A 22,622-nucleotide genomic window follows, 5' to 3' on the forward strand; every position below is an offset into this window, starting at 1 on the left:
GAATGAGCACAGACCACCAAGCAAAAGTGCCAGCCTAAGGTTGTGCATTTGCCCGCAGGCAGCCCGGCTCCGACAACGATTTGGGGGAGGGGCCACGAAGTCCCTCCCCCTTCCTCAAAGGTCAGATGTTATTTGGTGATTGGTGCGGCCTCTGCCACTGGCGGCGGGGCTTTGCCCTTGCCTTTACCAACTGATCCGCAAGCCGTCAGGCTCGAAACGGAAAACAACGCAACAAGGCACATTATTAGGATTCTGCTCATCAAGTAGTCCTCTCCGTTAGCATGGAATAGGTTATCGAAGGCAACGATTCTACTAATAGCGGTAAAATAGCCCCAAGCCAAGTGCAGAAAGGGCACAGTGCGGCCGTCGCGTCGCGCAAGCGACCCGCAATGCTAACAGACGGTGGCAATATCGATACAAAATGTAAGTATCATATGACCAAAACGCTGGTCCCCACGGGCGCCCGACCGTAGAGGTGAACGATGTCTTCATTGGTCATTCGGATGCAACCATTCGACACCGCCTGTCCGATCAGCCACGGCTCGTTCGTTCCATGGATTCGGAAGTAGGTATCCTGCCCGCCGCGGTAGAGATAAAGTGCCGCCGCACCGAGAGGATTGTTTTCCCCTCCGGGAACCCCGCCGGCATACTGCGCCAACCGCGGCTTGCGTTCGATCATGCTAGCAGTCGGCGTCCACGATGGCCACTCGGCCTTTCGCCCGACAACGGCACTGCCCTTCAGAGTAAGACCTTCCTCGCCGACTGCGACGCCATAGCGTGTCGCGCGGCCCTCTGGCTCGACGTAGTAAAGGTAACGTTCGTAGGTGTTGACAACGATACTGCCCGGCTGCTCGCTGCCCGAATATGCAACCTCCCGTCGCCGGATACGGGAACTCGTCGAAGAAAAGGGATTCTCTATCGGCCAACTCGCCGTCGTGCATCCAGAGGCCATCAAAGCCACACAGCCCAAGATTAGGCCGCGGCGCGTAATATGGTCGTTATCCATCGTTACCTGCTGATAATGGTGAGCCCTATCGTTTTCCTTTAGCATCCCGTTGTTTTCAGGCCAAGTCATCGGCGGACCGCTCCAGCGCTCTTCTGTGCAGAAACCTCCCTATCGTTGTATAAGTCCTTCATAATGTCGTCCCGTCAAAGGGCACCTCTTGCGGCAACAGGTGCCGCAAAGCTAGGTTGGAGCGGTTCGCGCCGTAGCGCCGGTGCCCTACACGGGCTTTCAGGGAGGTTGCAACTGTTCGCGTTTGAATTGGTCTGGCTGCAAGGGAGCGGTAGCAAGAAACGATGAATCTTGGTTTCGAAGGAAAAGTAGCGATTGTCACCGGCGCGGGCTCTGGCATCGGCGCGGCCATCTCACGGCAATTGGCCGAGGAAGGTGCCGAGGTTGTTGTCGCGGATATCAATGCCGAAGCAGCAGAGCGCGTTGCCGCGGAGATTCGCGGAAAGGGGGGCAAATCTCGCCATTTTGTCGTCGATGTCACCGATGCGGCGGCGGTTGAAAAGCTGATTACAACGGTCGCCGAAATGTGCGGAGGCCCGCATCTTGCAGTCAACAATGCCGGCGTCGACGGCGTGCGCAGGGCGACGGGCGACTACCCGCTCGACAACTGGCACAAACTGATGGACGTCAACCTCAACAGCGTTTTCTACTGCATGAAGTACGAGATCGCGGCCATGCTGGCCGGCGGTGGCGGGGCGATCGTCAACGTGTCGTCCGTGCTCGGTGCCGTCGCATTGCCAATTGCATGTGCCTATACGGCGACCAAGCACGGCGTCGTCGGCCTGACAAAGGCCGCGGCTATCGAATATGCGCGCTTGGGCATCCGCATCAATGCGGTCGGCCCCGGCTGGATTGAAACACCGCTTTCGTCAGAGCATCGCGATATTGCGAGCAGTCGCCGCATGGAGGCACTGCAGCCGATGGGACGGCGCGGCACACCGGAGGAAGTGGCAGCGCTCGTCTGCTTCCTGTTGTCAGAGCAAGCAAGCTTCATCACTGGCAGCTACCATCTCGTGGACGGAGCATACAGCGCGCACTAGCTTAATTCACATCGTCGGGCAGAACAGGCAGGGCGGCAATCTCGATGCCCTCCTCAAGGAGTGCTTGCGCTTCATCCATAGTGGTCTGCCCGATGATCCCGCGGGCGTCGCTCTCCCCATAGTGGATCTTGCGCGCTTCCTCGGGAAACCGTGTTCCGACATCCTCGGAATTCGCCTTGATCGTCGCAACGGCCTCTTTCAGCTTCTGGAACGCGTCCCGACGCATCGTATCCATCGCGAGCGTCTGCATTTCGTCCTTCTTGCGCGCCGTCGAAACGGACGGCGCCATCAGGAGCTTGGAGATGGACGCGGAATTGCAGACGGGACAGGTTAGAAATCCTGATGCGACCTGGCGATCGAAATCGGCACTTTCGGAAAACCAGCCTTCGAATTCATGGGTATTTTCACAACGCAGGGAATAACGGATCAAGCGGCCACACCTCCTGCGACTGCCCCTGCAACCCTCTCGATGGAAAAGTCACGGCCATTTTTCAGGTTCGGAATCTTGTCATGAGCGGCCTTGACGGCAGCGGTGTCAATGTCGGCGATGATGACGGCCTCGTCAGTGGGGCCGGCCGAAGCCTGTACACGGCCCCACGGATCGATGATCATCGAATGACCAAAAGTCTCTCGTCCGTCCTCGTGACGACCCGCCTGAGCAGCGGCAATCACAAAAACGCCGTTCTCGATTGCGCGCGCGCGCAGCAGGATTTCCCAATGCGCTTCGCCGGTCTGCTTCGTGAAGGCGGCAGGCACCGTCATCACTTCAGCGCCCGCAACGGCCTGGGCGCGGAAAAGTGCGGGGAAGCGAACATCGTAGCAGATCGCAAAACCCATTTCGGCGAAGGGAAGCGACAATACACGCACCTCGGATCCCGGGCGGTAGGCCGCGCTCTCGCGCCAGCTTTCGCCGTTGTCGAGATCGACGTCGAACATGTGGATCTTGTCGTAACGATTGAGGATCTTGCCATCAGGGCCGAAGAGATAGCCGCGGTTAGCGAGCTTCCCGTCATCCAGCGCGATTGCGGTAGATCCCACGTGCATGAAGATGCCCAGCTCCCGTGCTAGCTCCGAACCGGTCCGGACGATGACATCAGTGGTTTCGTCGCGCAGGAGCGCCTTGGCAGCCGCCCGATCGCGCTGCAGCATGCCTGTCATCTCAGGTGTCTGCACATACGTCGCGCCCTGGCCCGCAGCCTCGCGGACGAGGCGTGCCATCGCCGCCGCGTTCCTCTCGGGATCGACGCCGGAACACATCTGAATGGCGGCCGCCGTAAACGTCATCGCTCTTCCTTACGCAGCAAGCAGAGGATCAAGCCCACCGGCACGATCCAGCGCATAGAGATCATCACATCCGCCGACATGCTGCTCGCCAATGAAAATCTGCGGGAAGGTCGTGCGACCATTGGACTTGCCGATCATCTCCTGGCGAAGCTCCGGCGCAGAGGTTGCATCGTGCTCGAGGAAATCGACGCCCTTTTCGGACAGCAGCGATTTGGCGCGCGCACAATAACCGCAGGCTTGGCGCGTATAGATGGTAACGGGTGCCATGAGGACTCCAGACAATACAGGTTATCTTTCCGTCATATAGTTTCTGAAAGAGCCCTTGCAAAGGTCAAAACCGTGATGTCCGCCGCTCCTGCCCTGCGCAATACCTTCGCTGCCGCGGCAACCTTGGCACCGGTCGTGTTGACATCGTCGACGAGGATAAGCCGTTTGCCGAAGACGTCGCTGTCCCGCACCTCCCAGCCGATAGCTGCCGTCAACCAGCAGCCCGAAGGGACGCATTAGAAGCAACCCTTTCAGCTGCATGGGCAATCGCAATCTCCTGGGTCCCATTGGCCCCTCAACCCTGTCGGGAAAGACTAGCGCGTTTCGCCTCTGAGGAAAATCGCCTTGCGGCACTGGTTCTGCGGGACTATGCAACGCGCCATGGATATCATCTTCGACCAGGCCCGGATCGCCACGAACCGGCATCGCGCCCTTTTCAACCACGACCCGAAGGCGACCTTCCTCCTCGATATCGCCGCAGAAGAACTCGGCGAGCGCCTCGCCGTGGTCGAACGGACCTTCGAGCACGCGGTCGAATTACATGGCGCCACGGGTGCTGCGGCCCGCGCTGCGATCGCGACCGGCAAGATCGGACAACTGACGCGCGTCGAGAGCGAACGAGCTTATGCTGAGGCGCAAGAGGCCTTCATCGAAGCCGCGCTGGAGGAGGTTCCCCTGGAGCCGCAGTCGGTCAACCTTGTGCTGGCGCCGCTCAGCCTTCACCTAACCAACGACACCCCCGGCGTCTTCATCCAGATTCGTCGCGCCCTCAAGCCAGATGGGCTCTTTCTTGCCGCGGTTCCCGGGTCGGGCACGTTGCAGGAATTGCGCGAGGTGCTGCTCGCAACCGAGATAGAGATGACGGGTGGTGCGAGCCCGCGGGTGATCCCCTTCGCTGACGTCCGCGATGTCGGCGGTCTGATGCAGCGCGCCGGCTTTGCCCTGCCGGTGATCGACGCCGAGACTTATACGGTTCGCTACGATTCGATCTTTCCGCTGATGAGGGACCTGCGGGCAATGGGCATGACCAATCCGCTCGTCGCGCGCAGTCGCAAGCCTTTGACGCGCGCCTTTTTCATGCGGGCGGCTGAAATCTATGCCGAACGCTATGCCGATTCGGACGGCCGGATCAGAGCAACCTTCTCAATTATCTATGTCTCGGGATGGGCGCCGCACGAAAGCCAGCAAAAGCCGCTTCGCCCTGGCTCGGCAAAGGTGAGGCTCGCCGACGCACTGAAGGTCGAGGAGCATAAGCTGAAGCAGTAGAAACCGGCTTAGTTTGGGAACTGGTTGGCGATATAGCTCAAGATGCTGTTGATATCACCGCCAAGCGCCTGCGCCCCACCAATGAGAGCGACGGATATGAGGGCCGCAATCAGGCCGTATTCGATCGCGGTTGCGCCACGGATGTCTGCCAGAAATGCCCTTACTACTCGCATACCCACCTCGGCGCTAAGCGGCAGTCATCTATCACGTTGCGGCTGCCGCTGCAGCAACGCCAGTCTCAGCAGCCAGCCCCGCTTCCGTAACCCTGCACCACGCAAACGGAACCTGGCGTCTCCTGAAGGACGCTCCGGCGGATCGTATAGCGCTTGCCGCTCTCGGTCTTCGGAATTGAGCCCGTCGTAATTGTATCGAATTCCGACGGCGCACTCGCGAAGACGCTCGACTTGGACTTGTCGGCAAGCATCGGCGTCAAGATCAAAGTCAAGGCAACAACAGCTGTACCAAACAGCAGCGCGATGTTCAGCACTCCCGTTCTGCTCGAGGCAGTCGAGGCCTGTTCTTTCTCTCTCACAGCTTTCCAGAAATCGTCGTCCATGCGTCAAGCCTTCTACACACACGCCAGTTGCTTGATTGAGGCCGATATTTGGCAGAAGGTGTTAAACGATCGATTAATATCCACACGCAAATTGGACGCGCGCAGGATAATAATCAGAAGCTTCTAAAGTAGATCCTGCAATATCGGAATAAGCGGCTCGTCAGCGGGTGGCATCGGGTAGTCGCGTAGAGCCTGCGGCTTCACCCATTTCAACGCTTGCCCTTCTTTCCCGTGCGGAATTCCTTCATAGCGCCGGCAGACGTAGAGCGGCATCAGAAGATGGAACTTCTCATAGGTATGGCTGGCAAAGCTGAGCGGCGCCAGACATGCGACCTTGGTCGTGATCCCAAGCTCTTCGTGAAGCTCGCGCACCAGCGATTCCTCCGGCGTCTCGCCCGGCTCGACCTTGCCGCCCGGAAACTCCCAAAGTCCGGCAAGCGACTTTCCCGCGGGGCGCTGCGCCAGCAAAATGCGCCCGTCGGAATCGATCAGCGCGCATGCGGCAACAAGAAGGATGCTTCGGGTGGCGTCGCTCATCGCGACGGCTCCTGCCGCCAATAGGAATAGCGGTAAGCCTCGTGGAAGCCGAGCCGTTCGTAGAGCGCCAAGGCCGGAGCGTTCGTCGCCTTCACCTGCAACCAGGCAGAACGGGCGCTGCGCATCCTCGCCCAGCGCAGGGCGGACGTCAGGATTTCCAGGCCAAGCCCTTCGCGGCGGCGCTCCTTGGCGACGGAAAGCGACATGATGCCGGCAAGATCATTGTCCTGGACGCAAAGCACGGTCGCAAGCGGCCCCGTCTGCGGATCCTCGATCATGAACAGGCCCGAGGGCGGCTTGATCGCATTGATGATCTCCGCAAGCGCCGGCTTGAGCTTGGACGAGACGCCGTCGGTGGCCAGATTGGCATCTACGAAACGGCCGATATCGTGCGTTGGCAGATGATCGAGCGTGTCCGGCAGGTCTGCGTGCGCGAGATCGCAGGTCATGACGATCGTCTCGTCGAACGAGGTCCACTGCTGCTCCCGCACGAGGTCGATCAGCACCGGCGAGGCGAGCGGCGTCTGCCGCAGGACCGCCGGGCGACCATAAGCTTCGAACTTGCGGCTTGCCTTGGCAAGCCGAATCTCGACGTCGCGGTGATCCGACGGATCGAGCGGCACGATCGAGTTCAGCCGATTGGACGGGTGCCCCGCGGTTAGCCGTACCTGCCAACTGCCGTCATACTGCACGGATGAGGCAGGCCAGGCCCGGAAGCCGACGGCCTCCAGCCTGCGCACGAGCGGCAGATTCGCCTTCTTGGGTAATGTTTCAGTCAATGAAAGATCAGCTCCGGTAGTCACCGTTGATGGCGACATACTCCTTTGTAAGGTCGCACGTCCAGACCGTGGCGGTCCCGTTTCCGAGACCAATGTCCACCTTCACAGGAATATCCTGCTTTCTCATCACGTTGGTTGCAGCTTCTTCGGAATAGCCGGCGTCGCGCTCGCCGTTGACGGCAACACGCACATCACCGAACCAGATCGCCAGCCGGTCTCGGTCGGCCATTTCGCCCGACTTGCCGACGGCCATGACGATGCGGCCCCAGTTGGCATCCTCGCCGGCGGCTGCGGTCTTGACGAGTGGCGAATTGGCGATCGAGAGCGCGATCTTCTTCGCGGCGGCATGGCTTTCGGCGCCTGTCACGGTGATCTCGAGCATCTTGGTCGCGCCTTCGCCGTCGCGAACGACCTGCAACGCAAGATCCTTGAGAAGATCGTTAAGGGCAGCGCGGAAGGAGGCAAGGCGCGCGTCATCGGCGTTCTCAACACGAGCCTGACCGTCTTCGGCGGCCGCACCCGTTGCAAACAGCATCAGCGTGTCCGATGTCGAGGTATCGCTATCGACCGTCATCGAATTGAACGTCGGATCGACACCGGCAGACAGGAGCGACTGCAGCGCGGCGGGGGCAATATCAGCGTCGGTGACGACGAAAGAGAGCATGGTCGCCATATCAGGCGCAATCATGCCAGCGCCCTTTGCGATCCCGTTGATCGTCACCTTCACGCCACCGATCTCCGCGCTGCGGGTGGCGACCTTCGGATAGGTGTCGGTAGTCATGATCGCCTTGGCTGCCTCGAACCAGAAGTCGCCGGTCGCATCCTTGTACATCTGGTCAAGAACACCGGAGAATTTCGTCGCGTCCAGCGGTTCGCCGATGACGCCGGTGGAAGCGAGGTAAACTTCGTCCTCGCCGCAGCCGACAGCGGCAGCAGCGGACTTTGCCGTCAGCGCCGTCGCCTCGCGGCCCTTCAGTCCGGTGAATGCATTGGCATTGCCGGAATTGACGACGACGGCGCGTGCAGCGCCATGCGGCAGGTTTGCGCGGCAGAAGTCGACAGGTGCCGACGGGCACTTCGAGCGGGTAAGAACGCCGGCGACCGCGGCCGGCTTGTCGAACACCATCATCAGCACGTCGGTGCGGTTCTTGTACTTGATGCCGGCTGATGCAGTGGCCATGCGCACGCCACGCAAGGCGGGCACGGTGGCATAGGATTTCGGAGCGAGCGGAGAAACGGAACCGGACATGGCGATCGACCTGGTGGGTGGAAGGATTTTCCGGGCGAAGTATAAGCCGGCTCGCCCTGCGGAAATACGACAACTATTATAGTGAAGGGCCCGGAAGAACCGGGCCCTGCATTCTAGATTATTGCTGCGGCTGCGCGGCGGGCTCATCACCTGGCTGCGGCTGCTTGTTGGCATCCTCGTAGCCCTTGCGCAGCGCCTCGTCGGTGATCTCGACCTTGGACTTTTCCTTGGCGGCAGCGAGAAGCGCGAGATACTTGTCACGCATGACGAGCTGGCGAACCTGGTCCTTGACCTGATCGAAGGCCGGCGGAGGGGCGTCGCGCTTATCCTCGACGAGGATCACGTGATAGCCAAAATCGGTTTTCACAGGGGTCTTGGTGTAGGTACCCTTCTCAAGTGCGAAGGCAGCCACTTCGAATTCCTTGACCATGCGGCCCTTGGTGAAATAGCCGAGATCGCCGCCGTCAGCCTTGTTCGGATCGGTGGACTTTTCCTTCGCCAGGTCCGCGAAGTTCTTGCCGGCGTCGAGCTGCTTAATGACGTCCTTGGCCTCATCCTCGGTCTTCACCAGGATATGGCGGGCGTGCACTTCTTCCTGCTTCGGGAGTGCTGCGACTTCCTTGTCGTAGCGCGCCTTGACTTCCTCATCGGTGACCGTATCGACGACGTGCTTCTTGAAATAAGCATTGTGCAGTTCGCGATCGGCGAGATACTGCATGCGCTTCTTGAATTCGGCTGTCTGGTCGAGCTTTTCGGCAATCGCGTCCTGCGCCAGCAGCTTGACGTCGATGGCAGCGGACAGGGCGGCTACCTTTTTCTGGTCGTCCGGAAGCTGTGCGAGTTGCGGGTCGAGATTGGCGACGGCCAGATCGAGATCAGACTGATGAATCTCGACATCGCCGACCTTGGCAACGACGGCATCCGGCTTGTCTTCCGCTTTGACCGGCGCCTGAAACGCAACGAACGTTGCGAACGCCATCACAGCGATTTTGTTGTAGTTCAACATCAAATAACCCTTCACAGTTAAACCCACCGGCTTCAACGTCGTGAATCCAGCCTGAAACAGCCATCAACACCGGAATGTGGCCTTTCTATATCAGCCAAATCCGTTGACATCATTCGACCCCCCTCTTATCTGTCACGCAACCTCGCGTCCAGAAAAGTTTCCTGGCGTTTCGAGACGTGTGCCTGAAATTCGGCCGGGCTACGGATAAGAACAGCCGGGGAAGAATATTGAGAAAGGACCAGTCATATGGTCAGCTTTGGCGGTATAGCCCGCAAAATATTTGGCTCTGCCAATGATCGCCGCGTGCGGTCCTTCCAGCCGAACGTCGCAGCCATCAATGCCATCGAAGAAAAGACGAAGGCCTTGAGCGACGAGCAGCTGGCTGCGCAGACGGTCGAGTTCCGCAAGATGCTTGCAGACGGCAAGACGCTGGACGACATCCTCGTTCCGGCCTTTGCGGTCGTGCGCGAAGCGTCGCGCCGCGTTCTCGGCATGCGACCTTTTGACGTACAGCTGATTGGCGGCATGATCCTCAATGACGGCGCCATCGCCGAGATGAAGACCGGCGAAGGTAAGACGCTTGTCGCCACGCTGCCGGTCTACCTGAACGCGCTCGCCGGCAAGGGCGTGCACGTCGTCACCGTAAACGACTACCTCGCCCGCCGCGACGCCGCCACCATGGGCAAGATCTACGGCTTCCTCGGCCTGACCACGGGCGTCATCGTCCACGGCCTCTCGGACGAAGAGCGCGCAGCAGCCTATAACTGCGACATCACCTACGCGACCAACAACGAACTCGGCTTTGATTATCTGCGCGATAACATGAAGTACGAGAAGAGCCAGATGGTCCAGCGCGGCCATAACTTCGCGATCGTCGACGAAGTGGACTCGATCCTCGTCGACGAAGCGCGCACGCCGTTGATCATCTCGGGACCGCTCGACGACCGCTCCGATCTCTACAACACGATCGACGCCTTCATCCCGCTTTTGTCGGAAGGCGACTACGAGATCGACGAGAAGCAGCGCTCCGCCAACTTCTCCGAGGAAGGCACGGAAAAGCTGGAGAACCTGCTACGTCAGGCTGGCCTGCTGAAGGGCGCTTCGCTCTACGATATCGAGAACGTGGCGATCGTCCATCACGTCAACAACGCGCTCAAGGCCCACAAGCTGTTCCAGCGCGACAAGGACTACATCGTCCGCAACGACGAGATCGTCATCATCGATGAATTCACCGGCCGCATGATGCCGGGCCGCCGTTATTCGGAAGGCCAGCACCAGGCGCTGGAAGCCAAGGAAAAGGTGCAGATCCAGCCGGAAAACCAGACGCTGGCCCAGATAACCTTCCAGAACTATTTCCGCATGTATGACAAGCTGGCCGGTATGACCGGTACAGCGCAGACCGAAGCGGAGGAGTTCGGCAACATCTACGGCCTCGACGTCATCGAGGTGCCGACCAACCTGCCGATCCAGCGTACCGACGAGGACGACGAGGTCTACCGGACCTTCGAGGAGAAGTACAAGGCGATCATCGCCGAGATCGCCGACGCGCAGAAGCGCGGCCAGCCGGTTCTTGTCGGCACGACCTCGATCGAAAAGTCCGAATACTTGGCCGATCTGATGCGCAAGCAAGGCTTCAAGGACTTTCAGGTCCTGAACGCCCGCTACCACGAGCAGGAAGCCTATATCGTCGCGCAGGCCGGTGTGCCGGGTGCGGTGACGATCGCCACCAACATGGCAGGCCGCGGTACCGACATTCAGCTCGGCGGCAACCTTGAAATGCGTGTCGAGCGCGAGCTTGGCGAAGTTGACCCCGGTCCCGAACGCGACGCCAAAGCCGAAGCGATCCGCGAAGAGATCAAGCAGCTCAAGGAAAAGGCGCTTGCCGCCGGTGGCCTTTACGTGATCGCCACCGAGCGCCACGAAAGCCGCCGCATCGACAACCAGCTGCGCGGCCGTTCCGGCCGTCAGGGTGACCCCGGCCGCTCGAAGTTCTACCTGTCGCTGCAGGATGACCTGATGCGCATCTTCGGCTCTGACCGCATGGACAGCATGCTGCAGAAGCTCGGTCTCAAGGAAGGCGAAGCCATCGTCCATCCCTGGATCAACAAGGCTCTGGAGCGCGCGCAGAAGAAGGTCGAAGCCCGCAACTTCGATATCCGTAAAAACCTCCTGAAGTACGACGACGTTCTGAACGATCAGCGCAAGGTGATCTTCGAACAGCGCCTTGAGCTGATGGAATCGCCGAACATCTCCGAGACCGTTTCCGATATGCGCCGTGAGGTCATCGAGGACCTTGTCGAGAAGCATATTCCAGAACGCGCCTATGCCGAGCAGTGGGATGCCGCCGGCCTGAAGGAACGGACCGCCGCTCTGCTCAATCTCGATCTGCCGATCGAGGACTGGGTGAAGGAAGAAGGTATTGGCGAGGACAACATTCGCGAGCGCCTGACGGAAGCGTCGAATGCGGCCTTCACCGAGAAGACCGAGCGCTTCGGTCCCGATATCATGCACTACGTTGAGCGCTCGATCGTGATGCAGACGCTCGACCACCTGTGGCGCGAGCATATCGTCAACCTCGACCACCTGCGCTCCGTCATCGGCTTCCGTGGCTACGCGCAGCGCGATCCGCTGCAAGAATACAAGTCGGAAGCGTTCGAGCTCTTCACCTCGCTGCTCAACAACCTGCGCGAAGCAGTGACCGCACAGATGATGCGCGTCGAGCTCGTGCAGCAGGCGCCGGCCGAGCCGGAACCGCCATTCATGCAGGCGCACCACCTCGATCCGGATACCGGCGAAGATGATTTCGCGCCCGCCTACCTGGCCTCGGAAGTGGCTGTCGCCCCGGAAAACCGCAATCCAGCCGATCCGTCAACCTGGGGCCATGTTGGCCGCAACGAGGCCTGCCCCTGCGGCTCCGGCAAGAAGTTCAAACACTGCCACGGCGCCTTCGCACAGGCTTGAGCCTGGCCGGCACGCTGAGTACAAGGCCCTTGCGATGGCAACGTCGCAAGGGCTTTCTCATCTCCGGATGCCCGCTCCGGCCCATCCACAACTCTTGATTTTATAACCCTCGCAAATTTCAGCCACATAACCGTCGCTTTGTTTGTCGAGCTTGGCGCCATATTCAACCAGATTGCCGAGAACGTGATGAACACTGGTGCCCTGGCGGCTCCCTATTTCAGTCAATGGGAAACGGCGTCGATGACGCTGCCCGTACTTGAAAGCGGGGCGTGTGCACTGATGAACGACCCGCTCTGGCGCCAGTCAGGCGCCGAGACCGGCGAGGAATATGCCCGCTGGGCCGTCAATATCTGCGGCATGGCTTGCCTGAAGATGGCACTTGCCGCACGCGGTGAGACGCACCGGACAATCGATCTGGCGCGGGCCTGCACTACCTTTGGCGGATACGTCGTCAACGAGGCGGACCAATCGATCAAGGGGCTGATCTACGCGCCGTTCGTCACCTTCGTCGGACAGAGCTTCGGCCTCAAGGCCGAAACGATCACCAATCTGCCGACCACTGATATTCCCGATCTGCTCCGGAGGCACACATTCTTCGTCGCCTCGGTCAATAGCCAGATCCGGTGGCCGGATCGCGAGCCGCCGTCGCGCGGTGGCCATCTCGTACTGGTGACGGCGGCAACGCCCGAGACCATCCGCTTCCACAATCCATCCGGCCATGACGTTCGAAGCCAGGCAGACGTCGTGCTGTCGCTCTCGACCTTCGACCGCTTCTTCGCTAATCGCGGCGTGGCCATCACGCTCTGACAACATCAACAGGGAACGATCATCATGGCGACCACGCGTTCTGTCGAAAGTGACCGGCCCCCATCCTCGCGCTTGCGGGTAGCTGTCCTGTTCGGCGGGCGCTCGCCCGAACATGATGTCTCGATCCTGTCGGCAACCAATGTCGTCAATGCCCTCGATCCCGACCGCTACGACGTTCTTCCCGTCTTCGTGACGAAGGAAGGTCAGTGGATGCTGACGGCACGGCAGACGGAACTGGCGACCGCGGCGATTGCTAGCGACGCCCCGGAACTCGCACTGCTGCCCGGCGGTCGCGGTCGCTTGCTCGCCATTCCTCAGAATGCAGCCCCTTACGAAGTGCCACCGATCGATATCCTGTTTCCGGTCCTGCACGGCATGCACGGAGAAGATGGGTCGGTCCAGGGGCTGGCCGCTGTCGCCCGCATACCACTCGCCGGCTGTGGCATCCTCGGCTCGGCAACCGCCATCGACAAGGACATCGCCAAACGCCTGCTGAAGGAGGCCGGTGTGCCAGTGGCGAAGGCCGTCTGCATCGAAGAAGACGCGCAGCCGTCCTTCGACGATGTCGTAAAGGAACTCGGTCTACCGCTGTTCATCAAGCCAGCGCGCCAGGGCTCCTCCGTCGGCGTCAGCAAGGTAACGGGAGCCGAAAGCTTCGCAGCCGCCTTGGTCGAAGGCTTCCGGCACGACAACAAGCTGCTCGCCGAGGAATTCATCGCCGGCCGCGAGATCGAATTCAGTGTGCTGGAACATGCCGATGGCTCGCTCTTCGTGTCACTGCCGGGCGAGATAGCGCCAGCCGAAGCCCACGGCTTTTACAGCTACGAGGCCAAATATATCGACGAGAACGGCGCAGCGCTCAGGGTCCCAGCACAACTGCCGAAAGAGATCGAGGGCGAACTGCGCCGCACCGCCGCCAGTGCTTTCAAGGCGCTCGGCTGCGATGGAATGGCGAGGGTTGATTTCTTTCTAACGCCCGACATGTCCTTCGTCGTCAACGAACTCAACACCATACCTGGCTTCACCAATATCAGCATGTATGCCAAGGCCATGGCGGCGAGCGGCGTCAGCTATGCCGAGGTTCTCGACCGGTTGATCGAACGTGCGCTTTCCCGGCCAGATCGCTGATATCAGCGGCTCCAGCGGTTCGGCCGAATGACGCTGTCACAACCGTTTCTTAACGCTGTTCTGGCAAGACTTCCGCTAGGATTTGCCTGAAGAGTTTTGCGTGTTTGTGATGGCAGTCATTGAGACGGCGGAAAAGATGCTGCCTGCGGGTCTGCGCCCGGCGGGGAGTCGTATGCTGCGCTCCCTCGCTGACGTTCTCACCGCGCGCGGCGAGAAGGCCGCCGCCCAGCGCATGGCGCTGATCGCCTTCTCTATCCGCATTGCCAGCGCCGCCCTCGCCTTTCTGTCGCAGATCGTCCTGGCGCGCCTGATGGGCGAATACGAGTACGGAATCTTTGTATTCGTCTGGGTGCTGATCGTCCTCTTCGGCGATCTCTCCTGCCTCGGCTTCCACACCGCCATCGTCCGCTTCCTGCCGCAATACAAGGCAGCAGGCGCTCTTGAGAAGATCCGCGGACTGACGGGCACCGCCCGCATTTTCGGATTGCTTTCCGGCACGGCCGCGCTTGCCATCGGCATGATCGCCCTGCAAGTCTTCCGCGACAGGATCGAGAACTACTACGTCGTGCCGATCTTCCTCGGACTGATCGCCATGCCGATGATCGCCCTCGGCGATATTCTGGAAGGCACGTCGCGCGCCAATCACTGGCCGGTCATGGCGTTGAGCCCCGCTTACATCGTCCGGCCGATCCTCATCATCCTCTTCATGCTGACCGCGATCGGCCTCGGCGCCCCGCATACGGCGGTGACGGCGATGCAAGCCGCGCTCGCGGCTACCTATGTCACCGCCGTCGGGCAATACGTGGCAACCCTCCTGCGCCTGCGTCGGCACTACCAGGAAGGTCCGCGCGACGTCGATTTTCTCGGCTGGCTTGGCGTCGCCTTCCCGATCTTCCTCATCGAGGGTGTCAGCTTCCTCCTGACCAATTCGGACGTCGTCGTGGTCGGCATCTTTCTCGAACCACACGACGTCGCCATCTACTTTGCCGCCGCCAAGACCATGGCGCTGGTCCACTTTATCAATTTTTCGGTAAAGGCGGCATCCGGTCCACGCTTCTCAAGCCTCATCGCCGGGGGGACACGCCAGCAGCTCGCGGCCGCCGCCATCGACGCCGCCAGGTGGACGTTCTGGCCTGCGCTGGCCATCGGCCTTGCCGTCGTCGCCACCGGTCACTTTCTGCTCTCCCTGTTTGGCGGCGCTTTCACGGCCGGCTATGTCGTGATGGCGATCCTGCTGGCCGGTATTCTCGCCAAGGCGCTGGTCGGACCGGCAGAAACGCTGCTGATGATGGCCGGCAAGCAGAACATCTGCGTTCTGCTCTATGCCGGAGCCCTGATCGCGAATATCAGCCTCAACGTGCTCCTCATTCCCGGACTGGGTATCAAGGGCGCCGCCATCGCCACGGCCTCGGCCATGGGCGTGGAAGCCATCCTCCTGCATTTTGCCGTCCGGCGCGCGCTTGGCATCGCGCTCTTCGCACTTGCCACGCCTCCGGCCAAAACAGACATGGAAGCCCGATAGAATGGTGCGCAATCCCCCAGCCAGCGAAACGACCGATCTTACAACGAACCGCATGGTTCACGAGCTCGCAGCTCTCGATTTCGACAGGCCGCAGGCGGATGCCCGCGTGGAAGTCGGCCGCACGGGCCGCGAGCTCTGCCTGTACTCCGGCAAGCTGGGCTACGAGTTGCAGGAAGAGCTTGATTTCCTGTCCAACCGCGCGCTGGAGCCGAATGTCTTCTTCACTGGGCGCTTTCTCGCGCCGGCCATGCCGAGGCTGGACGACAGACAGGTGAACTTCGCCCTATTGCGGGACCAGAGCGACACGCGAAGCCGGATGCGCTTCCTGATGCCGTTCTCCGTGGAAAAGCCCGGCTTCGCCGTCGGCCCCTCGATCGTGCGTGTCTGGTCGAACAGCTTTGCGCCGCTCGGCACGCCACTCATCGATGCCGAGGATGCAGGCGAGACGCTGGACAATCTCTATGACGGTCTGACCCATCGCGACCTGCGCCTGCCGCCAATCCTCGTGCTGCCGGATGTCAGGCTGAAGGGCATCTTTGCGCGCATGGCAAGGGCAGTCGCCATCAGCCGCAACCTGCCGATCACCATAGCGAATCCCTATCAACGTGCCATGCTGCAGAGCGACGAGGACGCAGCCACCTATCTGCGCGATGCGATTTCTTCATCGCATCTGAAGGAGATGCGCCGGCAATGGCGTCTGCTCGAGGAGCAGGGCCCAGTGGTCTACAGCGTCGCCCGCCAGCCCCGTGACATCCACATGCGCTTCGAGGAATTTCTCGCGCTTGAAGCAGGCGGCTGGAAGGGCAAGAAGCGCACCGCCCTGGTCACCGACCGCTACCACACCGCCTTTGCCCGCGAGGCCGTTTCCAATCTCGCAGCGGTCGATGCGGTGCGTATCCACACGATCGACCTCAACGGCAAGGCGCTCGCCTCGATGGTGGTCTTGATGATGGGCAGCGAGGCTTATACGTGGAAGACGGCCTACGACGAAGCCTACGCGCGCTATTCGCCAGGCAAGCTGCTGATGGGCGAGTTGACGGAATGGCACCTCGACGACGCTAACATCGTGCGCTCCGACTCCTGCGCTATTCCCGATCATCCGATGATCAACCGCTTCTGGCAGGAGCGGGAGGACATGGGCACCATGGTGATCGGGCTTCACCAGAACGGTGACCGCGACGTTCGCCAGGTGGCAGCGCAACTTCATATGTACAGCAGCACCCGCAATGTTGCGAAGATGCTGCGCCAGAAGATCATGTCGCTTGCCAGGCGCGGCAAGTCTCCTCAGTAGTCACGCCAAACGGTCTCAGCTAGCACTGGCGCGCTCGCGAAGTATGCGGCGGATCACCTTGCCTGTCGTCGTCAGTGGCAGTTCCGAGACGAATTCCACCTCGCGCGGATACTCATGCATCGAGAGCCGCATCTTCACCCACTCCCTGATATCGGAGGCCAATCGGCCACTTGGCTCGAAGCCCGGCGCCAGTACGACATAGGCCTTGACGATCTCGGTGCGCACGGGATCGGGCTTACCAACGGCGGCAGCGAGTTGCACAGCCGGATGGCCGATAAGACAATCCTCGATTTCCGCCGGTCCGATGCGATAACCTGAGGACGTGATGACATCGTCGTCCCGCCCGAAGAAGGTGACATAGCCGTCCGTATCCTGGCGCCCGATATCGCCCGTCAGCAGCCAGTCCCCGACAAACTTCCGTTCGGTCGCCGCGCCATCGTTCCAATAGCCGAGGAACATCACCGGATCCGGCCGACGGATCGCGATCTGCCCCGCTTCGCCAGCCGGCAGCTCTTCGCCTGTTTCGCTGATAATCGCGACGCAATGCCCCGGCACCGGCCGACCGATCGCACCGGGACGGCTGACACCGATTGCGGCATTCGACGAGAGCACGAAATTGCACTCCGTCTGGCCGTAGAACTCGTTGACGGTGATCCCGAGCGTGCGTTTGGCCCATTCCAGCGTTTCGCCGCCGAGCGACTCGCCCGCCGAGCCGATCGTGCGCAGCACGAGGTCGTACTTCGAGCGCGGATCGGGCACCGACTTCAGTAGCCGGAGTGCCGTCGGTGGGATGAAGCCGTTGCGCACCCTCATCTCGGCCATGATGCGATAAGCCATGTCAGCATCGAACTTCTGCGCCGGCGACGAGACGACGGGAACGCCGAGCAGCAGGCTGGGCAGGAGCGCATTCAGCAAGCCGCCAGCCCAGGCCCAGTCGGATGGCGTCCAGACCTTGTCGCCCGGCTGCGGGAAGCCCTCATGGGCAAGCTGCATCCCCGGTATATGTCCGGCAAGCACCTGGTGGCCGTGAAGGGCTCCCTTCGGCGGACCTGTCGTTCCCGACGTGAAGATCATCAATGCCGGATCATGTGGCGCGGTCTTCGCGACCTCGAAGACTGGCGGATGGCCTTCCACCAGCGCCGCGAAGGATCGTGCGCCGGGCTCATCGCCGTCAACACTGATGACCTCGGCCAAGTCAGGCAGTCGTTCCCGGATCAGGCTGATGCGCTCAAGTCCGAATGCATTGGTGATGACGCCGGAAGCACCCGCCGTGCGCAGCCGGTACTCCAAGGCTTCGACGCCGAAGAGCAAAGCCAGCGGCAATGCGATCGCGCCCATCTTGTAGATCGCGACATGCGCGACGACCGTCTCGAAAGACTGCGGCAGCAGCAGCGCGACCCGATCGCCCTTCTTCAACCCCAGTGACACAAGCGCATTGGCGAGCGATGACGATCGATCTGCCAGCTCCCGGTAGGTCATGGAAAGATGACTGCCACCAGGGCTGAAATGCTCGAGGCACACGCGACCCGGCGCCCGCGCGGCCCAGTCGTCGCTGACCGCACGGCCGATATTGAAATCCTGCGGTATGTCCCACTCAAAATCGCGGTAAAGGTCTTCGTAGCGATCGCGCTGCGGCAGTCTCATCGGCAGAAATCCAGTCAAATGCTGCAGCAGCTAACACCCAGAACCCGGCCTACGCAAGCGCGAGACCTGCCGGACGTCTTTGGATCGGTCACAAAACTTTTGTGTGAGTGGCCGACACTTTCGCGCTTGCCGCGCTAGATCAAAGGACGCGCTGGGTAGCGATCTAATGTTTGGAGCAATTTCATGGACTACGTCAAATTTGGCGGCACAGGGCTGGAAGTGTCGAAAATCTGCCTGGGCTGCATGACCTTCGGCGAGCCCGGCCGCGGCAACCACAGCTGGACGCTCGGTGAAGAAGACAGCCGTGCACTGATCAAGCAGGCGCTCGACCTCGGCATCAACTTTCTCGACACCGCCAATACCTATTCGGATGGCTCCTCGGAGGAGATCGTCGGCAGGGCGATAAGGGACTTCTCCAGGCGGGACGACATCGTGCTCGCGACCAAGGTTTTCAATCGCATGCGACCCGGCCCGAACGGCGCCGGCCTCTCACGGAAAGCCATCTTTGACGAGATCGACAATAGCTTGCGTCGCCTCGGCACCGACTATGTCGACCTCTATCAGATCCATCGTTTCGATCACACGACGCCGATCGAGGAAACGCTGGAAGCCCTGCATGATGTCGTGAAGGCCGGCAAGGCGCGCCATATCGGCGCCTCCTCCATGTATGCCTGGCAATTTGCCAAGATGCTCTACACCTCGCGCGCCAACGGCTGGGCGTCCTTCGTCAGCATGCAGGACCACCTGAACCTGCTCTACCGCGAGGAGGAACGCGAAATGCTGCCCTTCTGCCAGGATCAGAAGATCGCGGTGATCCCGTGGAGCCCGCTCGCCCGCGGCCGGCTGACGCGCGACTGGGATGAGAAGACCGTCCGCAGCGAGACCGACGAATTCGGCAAGACACTCTACAAGCAGGCGGAAGAGGCCGATCGCGCCATCATTGGCATCGTCGGCAAGCTGGCCGAGAAACATGGCGTCTCCCGCGCTCAGATCGCTACCGCCTGGATCCTGCAGAAAGGTGCTGTTACGGCGCCGATCATCGGCGCGTCGAAAGCCGATCATCTGGCCGACGCGGTTGCCGCCTTGTCCGTCGAGCTGACGACCGAGGACATTGCGGCGCTGGAAGAACCTTACGTTCCTCACAGGGTCGAAGGCTTCAAATAACGAGATCGTTTGGAGAATGCCCGGTCGCTTGTGTTGAGCCGGCGACCGGCCGTTCCGCTCAAGGATATTGCCATGACGACCATTCCCTTCGAGGCGCGCCGCTTTCAGTCCACGGCCGCCTACTACACGCGCTATCGCGTTCCTTATCCGGATGAACTCATCGAGCGGGTCGCGGCCCATGCCGGACTCGCAGTCGGCGAGCGCGTGCTTGACCTCGGCTGCGGCCCCGGTCAACTCGGCATCGCCTTCGCGCGACTTGCCAAAGCCGCGGTGACCGGCCTCGATCCCGAACCGGAAATGCTGGATGCGGCGCGCACCGATGCAACCGCCGCCGGTGTCGATGTCACCTTCATCAAGGGCTCTTCCTACGATCTCGATTCGCGTTTCGCGCCCCTCAAGCTGACGGTCATGGGACGTTCGTTTCATTGGATGGACCGCCCGGCGACGCTAAAGGCTCTCGACGAGATCATCGTTGCCGACGGCTGTGTCGTCTTGTTCGGCGACCGTCACATCTCCTCGACGCCGGACTGGCGGCAGGCCGTCAATACGCTGGCAGAAACCTTCGCGCCGGAGCGCAATGCCGATCGCGAACGGCGAAAGGGACCGGATTGGATCGAGCACGAAAGCATCCTGCTCCGTTCCACCTTTAATGATCTGGAACGAATTTCCGTTGTCAGGGAACGCAGGCTCAGCCTCGACGATATCGTTGGCCGGGCCTTCTCGACCTCGGTGACGTCGCCACAGGCGCTCGGCGAAAGGACTGCAGCCTTCGAGACCGAACTTCGCGCCACCCTTCTCAAACTTTCGCCCGAGGGCACGTTCGCGGAGGTGGTGGAAATCGGCGGTCTGATCGCGCGCCGAGGCTAAGCGTCGGTCCTGTTTGCAAGGGAAAGTGCGTCGCGCGTCGTATTAAGAAAGCTATCGGAGAGTTCGCGGCTCTCGACGGCGCGCGCCAGAATCACCGCCCCCATCATCGCGGAAAGCGTCGCAAACCCCCTCTCGCGTCGCTCCTCCGAGGTCTCGCCGGGAACGATCTCAGACAGAACGTCGACGAGCATTGAAAGCCCATCGTTGAAGGTTTCGCGCACCGCCCCGCGGCTGCGGCTAACCTCTTGGGCAAGCGAGGCGAAGACGCAGCTGCCGCCCGGATCGTCGACACTGCAACGCGACAAATAGTGATTGAGCAGCGCATCGAGCGGCCGCCCCGGCGCCGAAGTGATGATCTCATTCCAGCGGATCTTCACCTTCTCGATCAGCGTGCGGCTCACTTCCAGCGCCAGCTCTTCCTTGGAATCGAAATGACCGTAGAACCCGCCATGCGTCATTCCGGCGGCCTTCATGATCTCGGCGACGCCGATGCCGTCGAAGCCCTTTTCGCGAAACAGCACGCCTGCGACCTGCAGGATCTTCTCGCGATTTTCGGCAAATTTCTCTCGGCTGACCCGCATTCGCTTCTCCGCAATTAGCAGCTTGACAATTTATATGACGTCCATCATCAATACGCAACAATTATGATGACCATCATCTAAAAGCTTCCGATAGTCTCCGACAACCTCAAGACGGGACGGCCACATGGTATCGACTGCACTTGCCTCATCGCTGGCGCGACGCAACATCCACTATGGATGGGTGGTTGTCGCGGCAACCTTCCTCACCATGCTGGTGACCGCCGGCGCGATGGGCGCCCCCGGCGTCCTCATCAAGCCGCTTCAGGACGAGTTCGGCTGGGAGACCTCGCAGATATCCTCCGCACTCGCCGTCCGCCTGATCCTGTTCGGCCTCATGGGACCGTTCTCCGCCGCCTTCATGAACTACTTCGGCATCCGTAAGGTCATCGTCTTCGCCATGGCCCTGATCGGCGGTGGCTTCGTCGGCTCGCTCTTCATGACTGAGCTCTGGCAGCTGCTTCTGCTCTGGGGCGTCGTCGTTGGCTTCGGCACGGGACTGACCGCAATGGTGCTCGCAGCAACCGTATCTGCCCGCTGGTTCACCAAGCATCGCGGCCTCGTGGTCGGCATGCTGTCGGCAAGCTCGGCGACCGGGCAGCTGGTCTTCCTGCCGCTGATGGCCGAGCTGACGGAGCGCTACGGCTGGCGCGCAACGGTCTTTCTGGTCTGCGGCATGATCATGTTCGCCGCCCTCATCGTGCTGGCCTTCATGCGCGACCGCCCCTCGGACCTCAACCTGCCCGCCTTCGGTGAAGAACACGTCACCCAGCCGCCGCCGACGCAGTCCGGCCTGCTGGCGATGCTGGCAACTCCGATGACGGTTCTCAAGGAAATCTCCGGCACGTCGACCTTCTGGATTCTCTTTGCCACCTTCTTCATCTGCGGCCTCAGCACCAACGGCCTGATCCAGACGCATTTCGTCACGCTTTGCGGTGACTTCGGCATCGTGCCGGTCGCTGCCGCGAGCGTCCTCGCCGTCATGGGCATCTTCGATTTCTTCGGTACCATCGGTTCCGGCTGGCTCTCCGACCGCTTCGACAATCGCTGGCTGCTCTTCTGGTACTACGGTCTGCGGGGCCTCTCGCTGCTCTTCCTGCCCTTCAGCGATTTCAGCTTCTACGGCCTGTCGATTTTTGCTGTCTTCTACGGCCTCGACTGGATCGCCACCGTTCCACCCACGGTCAAGATCGCCGCCGACCGCTTCGGCCGCGAAAAGGCTGGCCTCGTCTTCGGCTGGGTCTTCGCCGGACATCAGCTGGGAGCGGCAACCGCCGCCTACGGCGCCGGCTGGTCGCGCACCGAACTGCAGAGCTATCTGCCCGCCTTCTTCATCGCCGGCGCCTTCTGCCTGCTCGCCTCGATCCTTGCGATCACGTTGAAGAAGTCGGGTCTCCACCAGCCCGCCGCCGCTGGCGCGCATTGATGCTGTTTCCGGCCGCAGGTGGCAGGCCGGAAACTCCAATAAATCAAGTCGAGAACTTCGCCCGCCGTCTTGCGCGCGCGGGCGAACGCATGCTAGACAGCCGCCTCGTCGGTATCCGTTGCCCCATTGGCGGAATTGGTAGACGCGCTCGACTCAAAATCGAGTTTCGAAAGAAGTGCTGGTTCGACCCCGGCATGGGGCACCACCGACATCCCCGAAAGTGTCATCGTGCGAT

General features: G+C 61.0%; 23 protein-coding genes, 1 tRNA gene and 1 pseudogene. 11 read left to right on the forward strand and 14 right to left on the reverse strand.

The window, feature by feature from the left end; all coding sequences use genetic code 11:
- Positions 1–128 precede the first annotated feature (128 nt).
- The gene (locus tag K9B32_RS27005) at positions 129–260 is read right to left on the reverse strand and encodes an ABC transporter (protein WP_081499031.1); all 132 of its coding nucleotides are present in this window, start codon (positions 258–260) and stop codon (positions 129–131) included.
- A 170-nt stretch (positions 261–430) separates the two neighbouring features.
- On the reverse strand, positions 431–1,006 hold the full coding sequence (locus tag K9B32_RS27010) for a L,D-transpeptidase (RefSeq protein WP_224568098.1): 576 nt from the start codon (positions 1,004–1,006) through the stop codon (positions 431–433).
- A 293-nt stretch (positions 1,007–1,299) separates the two neighbouring features.
- Between K9B32_RS27010 and K9B32_RS27015 the strand changes: the two genes are divergently transcribed.
- Positions 1,300–2,055: an SDR family NAD(P)-dependent oxidoreductase gene (locus K9B32_RS27015; protein ID WP_224568100.1), complete on the forward strand. Its 756-nt coding sequence runs from the start codon at positions 1,300–1,302 to the stop codon at positions 2,053–2,055.
- 1 nt (position 2,056) lies between these two features.
- Here the strand turns inward: K9B32_RS27015 and K9B32_RS27020 are convergent, their stop codons facing one another.
- From K9B32_RS27020 to K9B32_RS27035, 4 genes and pseudogenes are all read right to left on the reverse strand, one after another.
- On the reverse strand, positions 2,057–2,485 hold the full coding sequence (locus tag K9B32_RS27020) for a DUF1178 family protein (protein WP_007790650.1): 429 nt from the start codon (positions 2,483–2,485) through the stop codon (positions 2,057–2,059).
- Positions 2,482–3,339, reverse strand: a complete 858-nt coding sequence (locus K9B32_RS27025) for a carbon-nitrogen hydrolase family protein (protein ID WP_224568102.1) — start codon at positions 3,337–3,339, stop codon at positions 2,482–2,484. Before K9B32_RS27025 ends, K9B32_RS27020 begins: the two co-directional genes overlap by 4 nt.
- Before the next feature lie 9 nt (positions 3,340–3,348).
- Positions 3,349–3,606, reverse strand: a complete 258-nt coding sequence (gene grxC / locus K9B32_RS27030) for a glutaredoxin 3 (protein WP_224568104.1) — start codon at positions 3,604–3,606, stop codon at positions 3,349–3,351.
- Positions 3,607–3,638: 32 nt separating this feature from the next.
- Positions 3,639–3,791, reverse strand: a pseudogene (locus tag K9B32_RS27035) (ComF family protein); the annotation flags it as partial.
- Between the two features lie 196 nt (positions 3,792–3,987).
- Between K9B32_RS27035 and K9B32_RS27040 the strand changes: the two are divergent.
- Positions 3,988–4,872: a methyltransferase domain-containing protein gene (locus K9B32_RS27040; protein ID WP_037082237.1), complete on the forward strand. Its 885-nt coding sequence runs from the start codon at positions 3,988–3,990 to the stop codon at positions 4,870–4,872.
- A gap of 8 nt (positions 4,873–4,880) precedes the next feature.
- Here K9B32_RS27040 and K9B32_RS27045 read toward each other — a convergent pair whose 3' ends face one another.
- From K9B32_RS27045 to K9B32_RS27070, 6 genes are all read right to left on the reverse strand, one after another.
- Positions 4,881–5,045: a Flp family type IVb pilin gene (locus tag K9B32_RS27045; protein WP_224568107.1), complete on the reverse strand. Its 165-nt coding sequence runs from the start codon at positions 5,043–5,045 to the stop codon at positions 4,881–4,883.
- A gap of 65 nt (positions 5,046–5,110) precedes the next feature.
- Positions 5,111–5,428 (reverse strand): hypothetical protein, encoded by a 318-nt coding sequence (locus tag K9B32_RS27050; protein ID WP_007790674.1) that lies wholly within the window; start codon positions 5,426–5,428, stop codon positions 5,111–5,113.
- A 123-nt stretch (positions 5,429–5,551) separates the two neighbouring features.
- Positions 5,552–5,965: an 8-oxo-dGTP diphosphatase MutT gene (gene mutT / locus K9B32_RS27055; protein WP_224568110.1), complete on the reverse strand. Its 414-nt coding sequence runs from the start codon at positions 5,963–5,965 to the stop codon at positions 5,552–5,554.
- Complete coding sequence (locus K9B32_RS27060) at positions 5,962–6,783, reverse strand: GNAT family N-acetyltransferase (protein ID WP_411969758.1); 822 nt, start codon at positions 6,781–6,783, stop codon at positions 5,962–5,964. The genes mutT and K9B32_RS27060 overlap by 4 nt, the downstream gene beginning before the upstream one ends.
- Entirely contained in the window at positions 6,752–7,993 is a 1,242-nt protein-coding gene (gene argJ / locus K9B32_RS27065; RefSeq protein ID WP_224568115.1) for a bifunctional glutamate N-acetyltransferase/amino-acid acetyltransferase ArgJ, read from the reverse strand. The genes K9B32_RS27060 and argJ overlap by 32 nt, the downstream gene beginning before the upstream one ends.
- Positions 7,994–8,111: 118 nt before the next feature.
- Positions 8,112–8,999 carry a peptidylprolyl isomerase gene (locus K9B32_RS27070; RefSeq protein ID WP_224568117.1) on the reverse strand — a complete coding sequence of 296 codons (888 nt, stop codon included), beginning with the start codon at positions 8,997–8,999 and terminating at the stop codon, positions 8,112–8,114.
- 246 nt (positions 9,000–9,245) lie between these two features.
- Between K9B32_RS27070 and secA the strand changes: the two genes are divergently transcribed.
- The 5 genes from secA to K9B32_RS27095 all read left to right on the forward strand — a co-directional run bounded on the left by secA (position 9,246) and on the right by K9B32_RS27095 (position 16,708).
- Positions 9,246–11,960 carry a preprotein translocase subunit SecA gene (secA, locus tag K9B32_RS27075; RefSeq protein ID WP_224568119.1) on the forward strand — a complete coding sequence of 905 codons (2,715 nt, stop codon included), beginning with the start codon at positions 9,246–9,248 and terminating at the stop codon, positions 11,958–11,960.
- Positions 11,961–12,146: 186 nt separating this feature from the next.
- The gene (locus tag K9B32_RS27080; RefSeq protein ID WP_224568121.1) at positions 12,147–12,767 is read left to right on the forward strand and encodes a C39 family peptidase; all 621 of its coding nucleotides are present in this window, start codon (positions 12,147–12,149) and stop codon (positions 12,765–12,767) included.
- A gap of 24 nt (positions 12,768–12,791) precedes the next feature.
- Entirely contained in the window at positions 12,792–13,895 is a 1,104-nt protein-coding gene (locus K9B32_RS27085) for a D-alanine--D-alanine ligase family protein (RefSeq protein ID WP_224568123.1), read from the forward strand.
- Positions 13,896–14,004: 109 nt separating this feature from the next.
- Positions 14,005–15,417, forward strand: a complete 1,413-nt coding sequence (locus tag K9B32_RS27090) for a lipopolysaccharide biosynthesis protein (RefSeq protein ID WP_224568150.1) — start codon at positions 14,005–14,007, stop codon at positions 15,415–15,417.
- A 1-nt stretch (position 15,418) separates the two neighbouring features.
- Positions 15,419–16,708, forward strand: a complete 1,290-nt coding sequence (locus tag K9B32_RS27095; protein ID WP_224568124.1) for a GNAT family N-acetyltransferase — start codon at positions 15,419–15,421, stop codon at positions 16,706–16,708.
- A gap of 15 nt (positions 16,709–16,723) precedes the next feature.
- On the opposite strand, the gene K9B32_RS27100 is transcribed toward K9B32_RS27095, so the two are convergent.
- Complete coding sequence (locus K9B32_RS27100) at positions 16,724–18,352, reverse strand: AMP-binding protein (RefSeq protein ID WP_224568125.1); 1,629 nt, start codon at positions 18,350–18,352, stop codon at positions 16,724–16,726.
- Positions 18,353–18,535: 183 nt separating this feature from the next.
- On the opposite strand from K9B32_RS27100, the gene K9B32_RS27105 reads away from it, so the two are divergent.
- Complete coding sequence (locus K9B32_RS27105) at positions 18,536–19,516, forward strand: aldo/keto reductase (protein WP_224568126.1); 981 nt, start codon at positions 18,536–18,538, stop codon at positions 19,514–19,516.
- Between the two features lie 72 nt (positions 19,517–19,588).
- Positions 19,589–20,383 (forward strand): class I SAM-dependent methyltransferase, encoded by a 795-nt coding sequence (locus tag K9B32_RS27110; protein ID WP_224568127.1) that lies wholly within the window; start codon positions 19,589–19,591, stop codon positions 20,381–20,383.
- On the opposite strand, the gene K9B32_RS27115 is transcribed toward K9B32_RS27110, so the two are convergent.
- Positions 20,380–20,964 (reverse strand): TetR/AcrR family transcriptional regulator, encoded by a 585-nt coding sequence (locus K9B32_RS27115; protein ID WP_224568128.1) that lies wholly within the window; start codon positions 20,962–20,964, stop codon positions 20,380–20,382. The two genes, K9B32_RS27110 and K9B32_RS27115, sit on opposite strands and share 4 nt — an antisense overlap.
- Positions 20,965–21,088: 124 nt before the next feature.
- Here K9B32_RS27115 and K9B32_RS27120 point away from each other — a divergent pair, with 124 nt between their 5' ends.
- Both K9B32_RS27120 and K9B32_RS27125 read left to right on the forward strand, forming a co-directional pair.
- The gene (locus K9B32_RS27120; RefSeq protein ID WP_224568130.1) at positions 21,089–22,387 is read left to right on the forward strand and encodes an MFS transporter; all 1,299 of its coding nucleotides are present in this window, start codon (positions 21,089–21,091) and stop codon (positions 22,385–22,387) included.
- Between the two features lie 120 nt (positions 22,388–22,507).
- Positions 22,508–22,592 (forward strand) — tRNA-Leu (locus K9B32_RS27125).
- The last annotated feature ends 30 nt before the right edge of the window (positions 22,593–22,622 follow it).

The organism is Rhizobium sp. 3T7 (assembly GCF_020166565.1).
Lineage (GTDB): Bacteria > Pseudomonadota > Alphaproteobacteria > Rhizobiales > Rhizobiaceae > Rhizobium.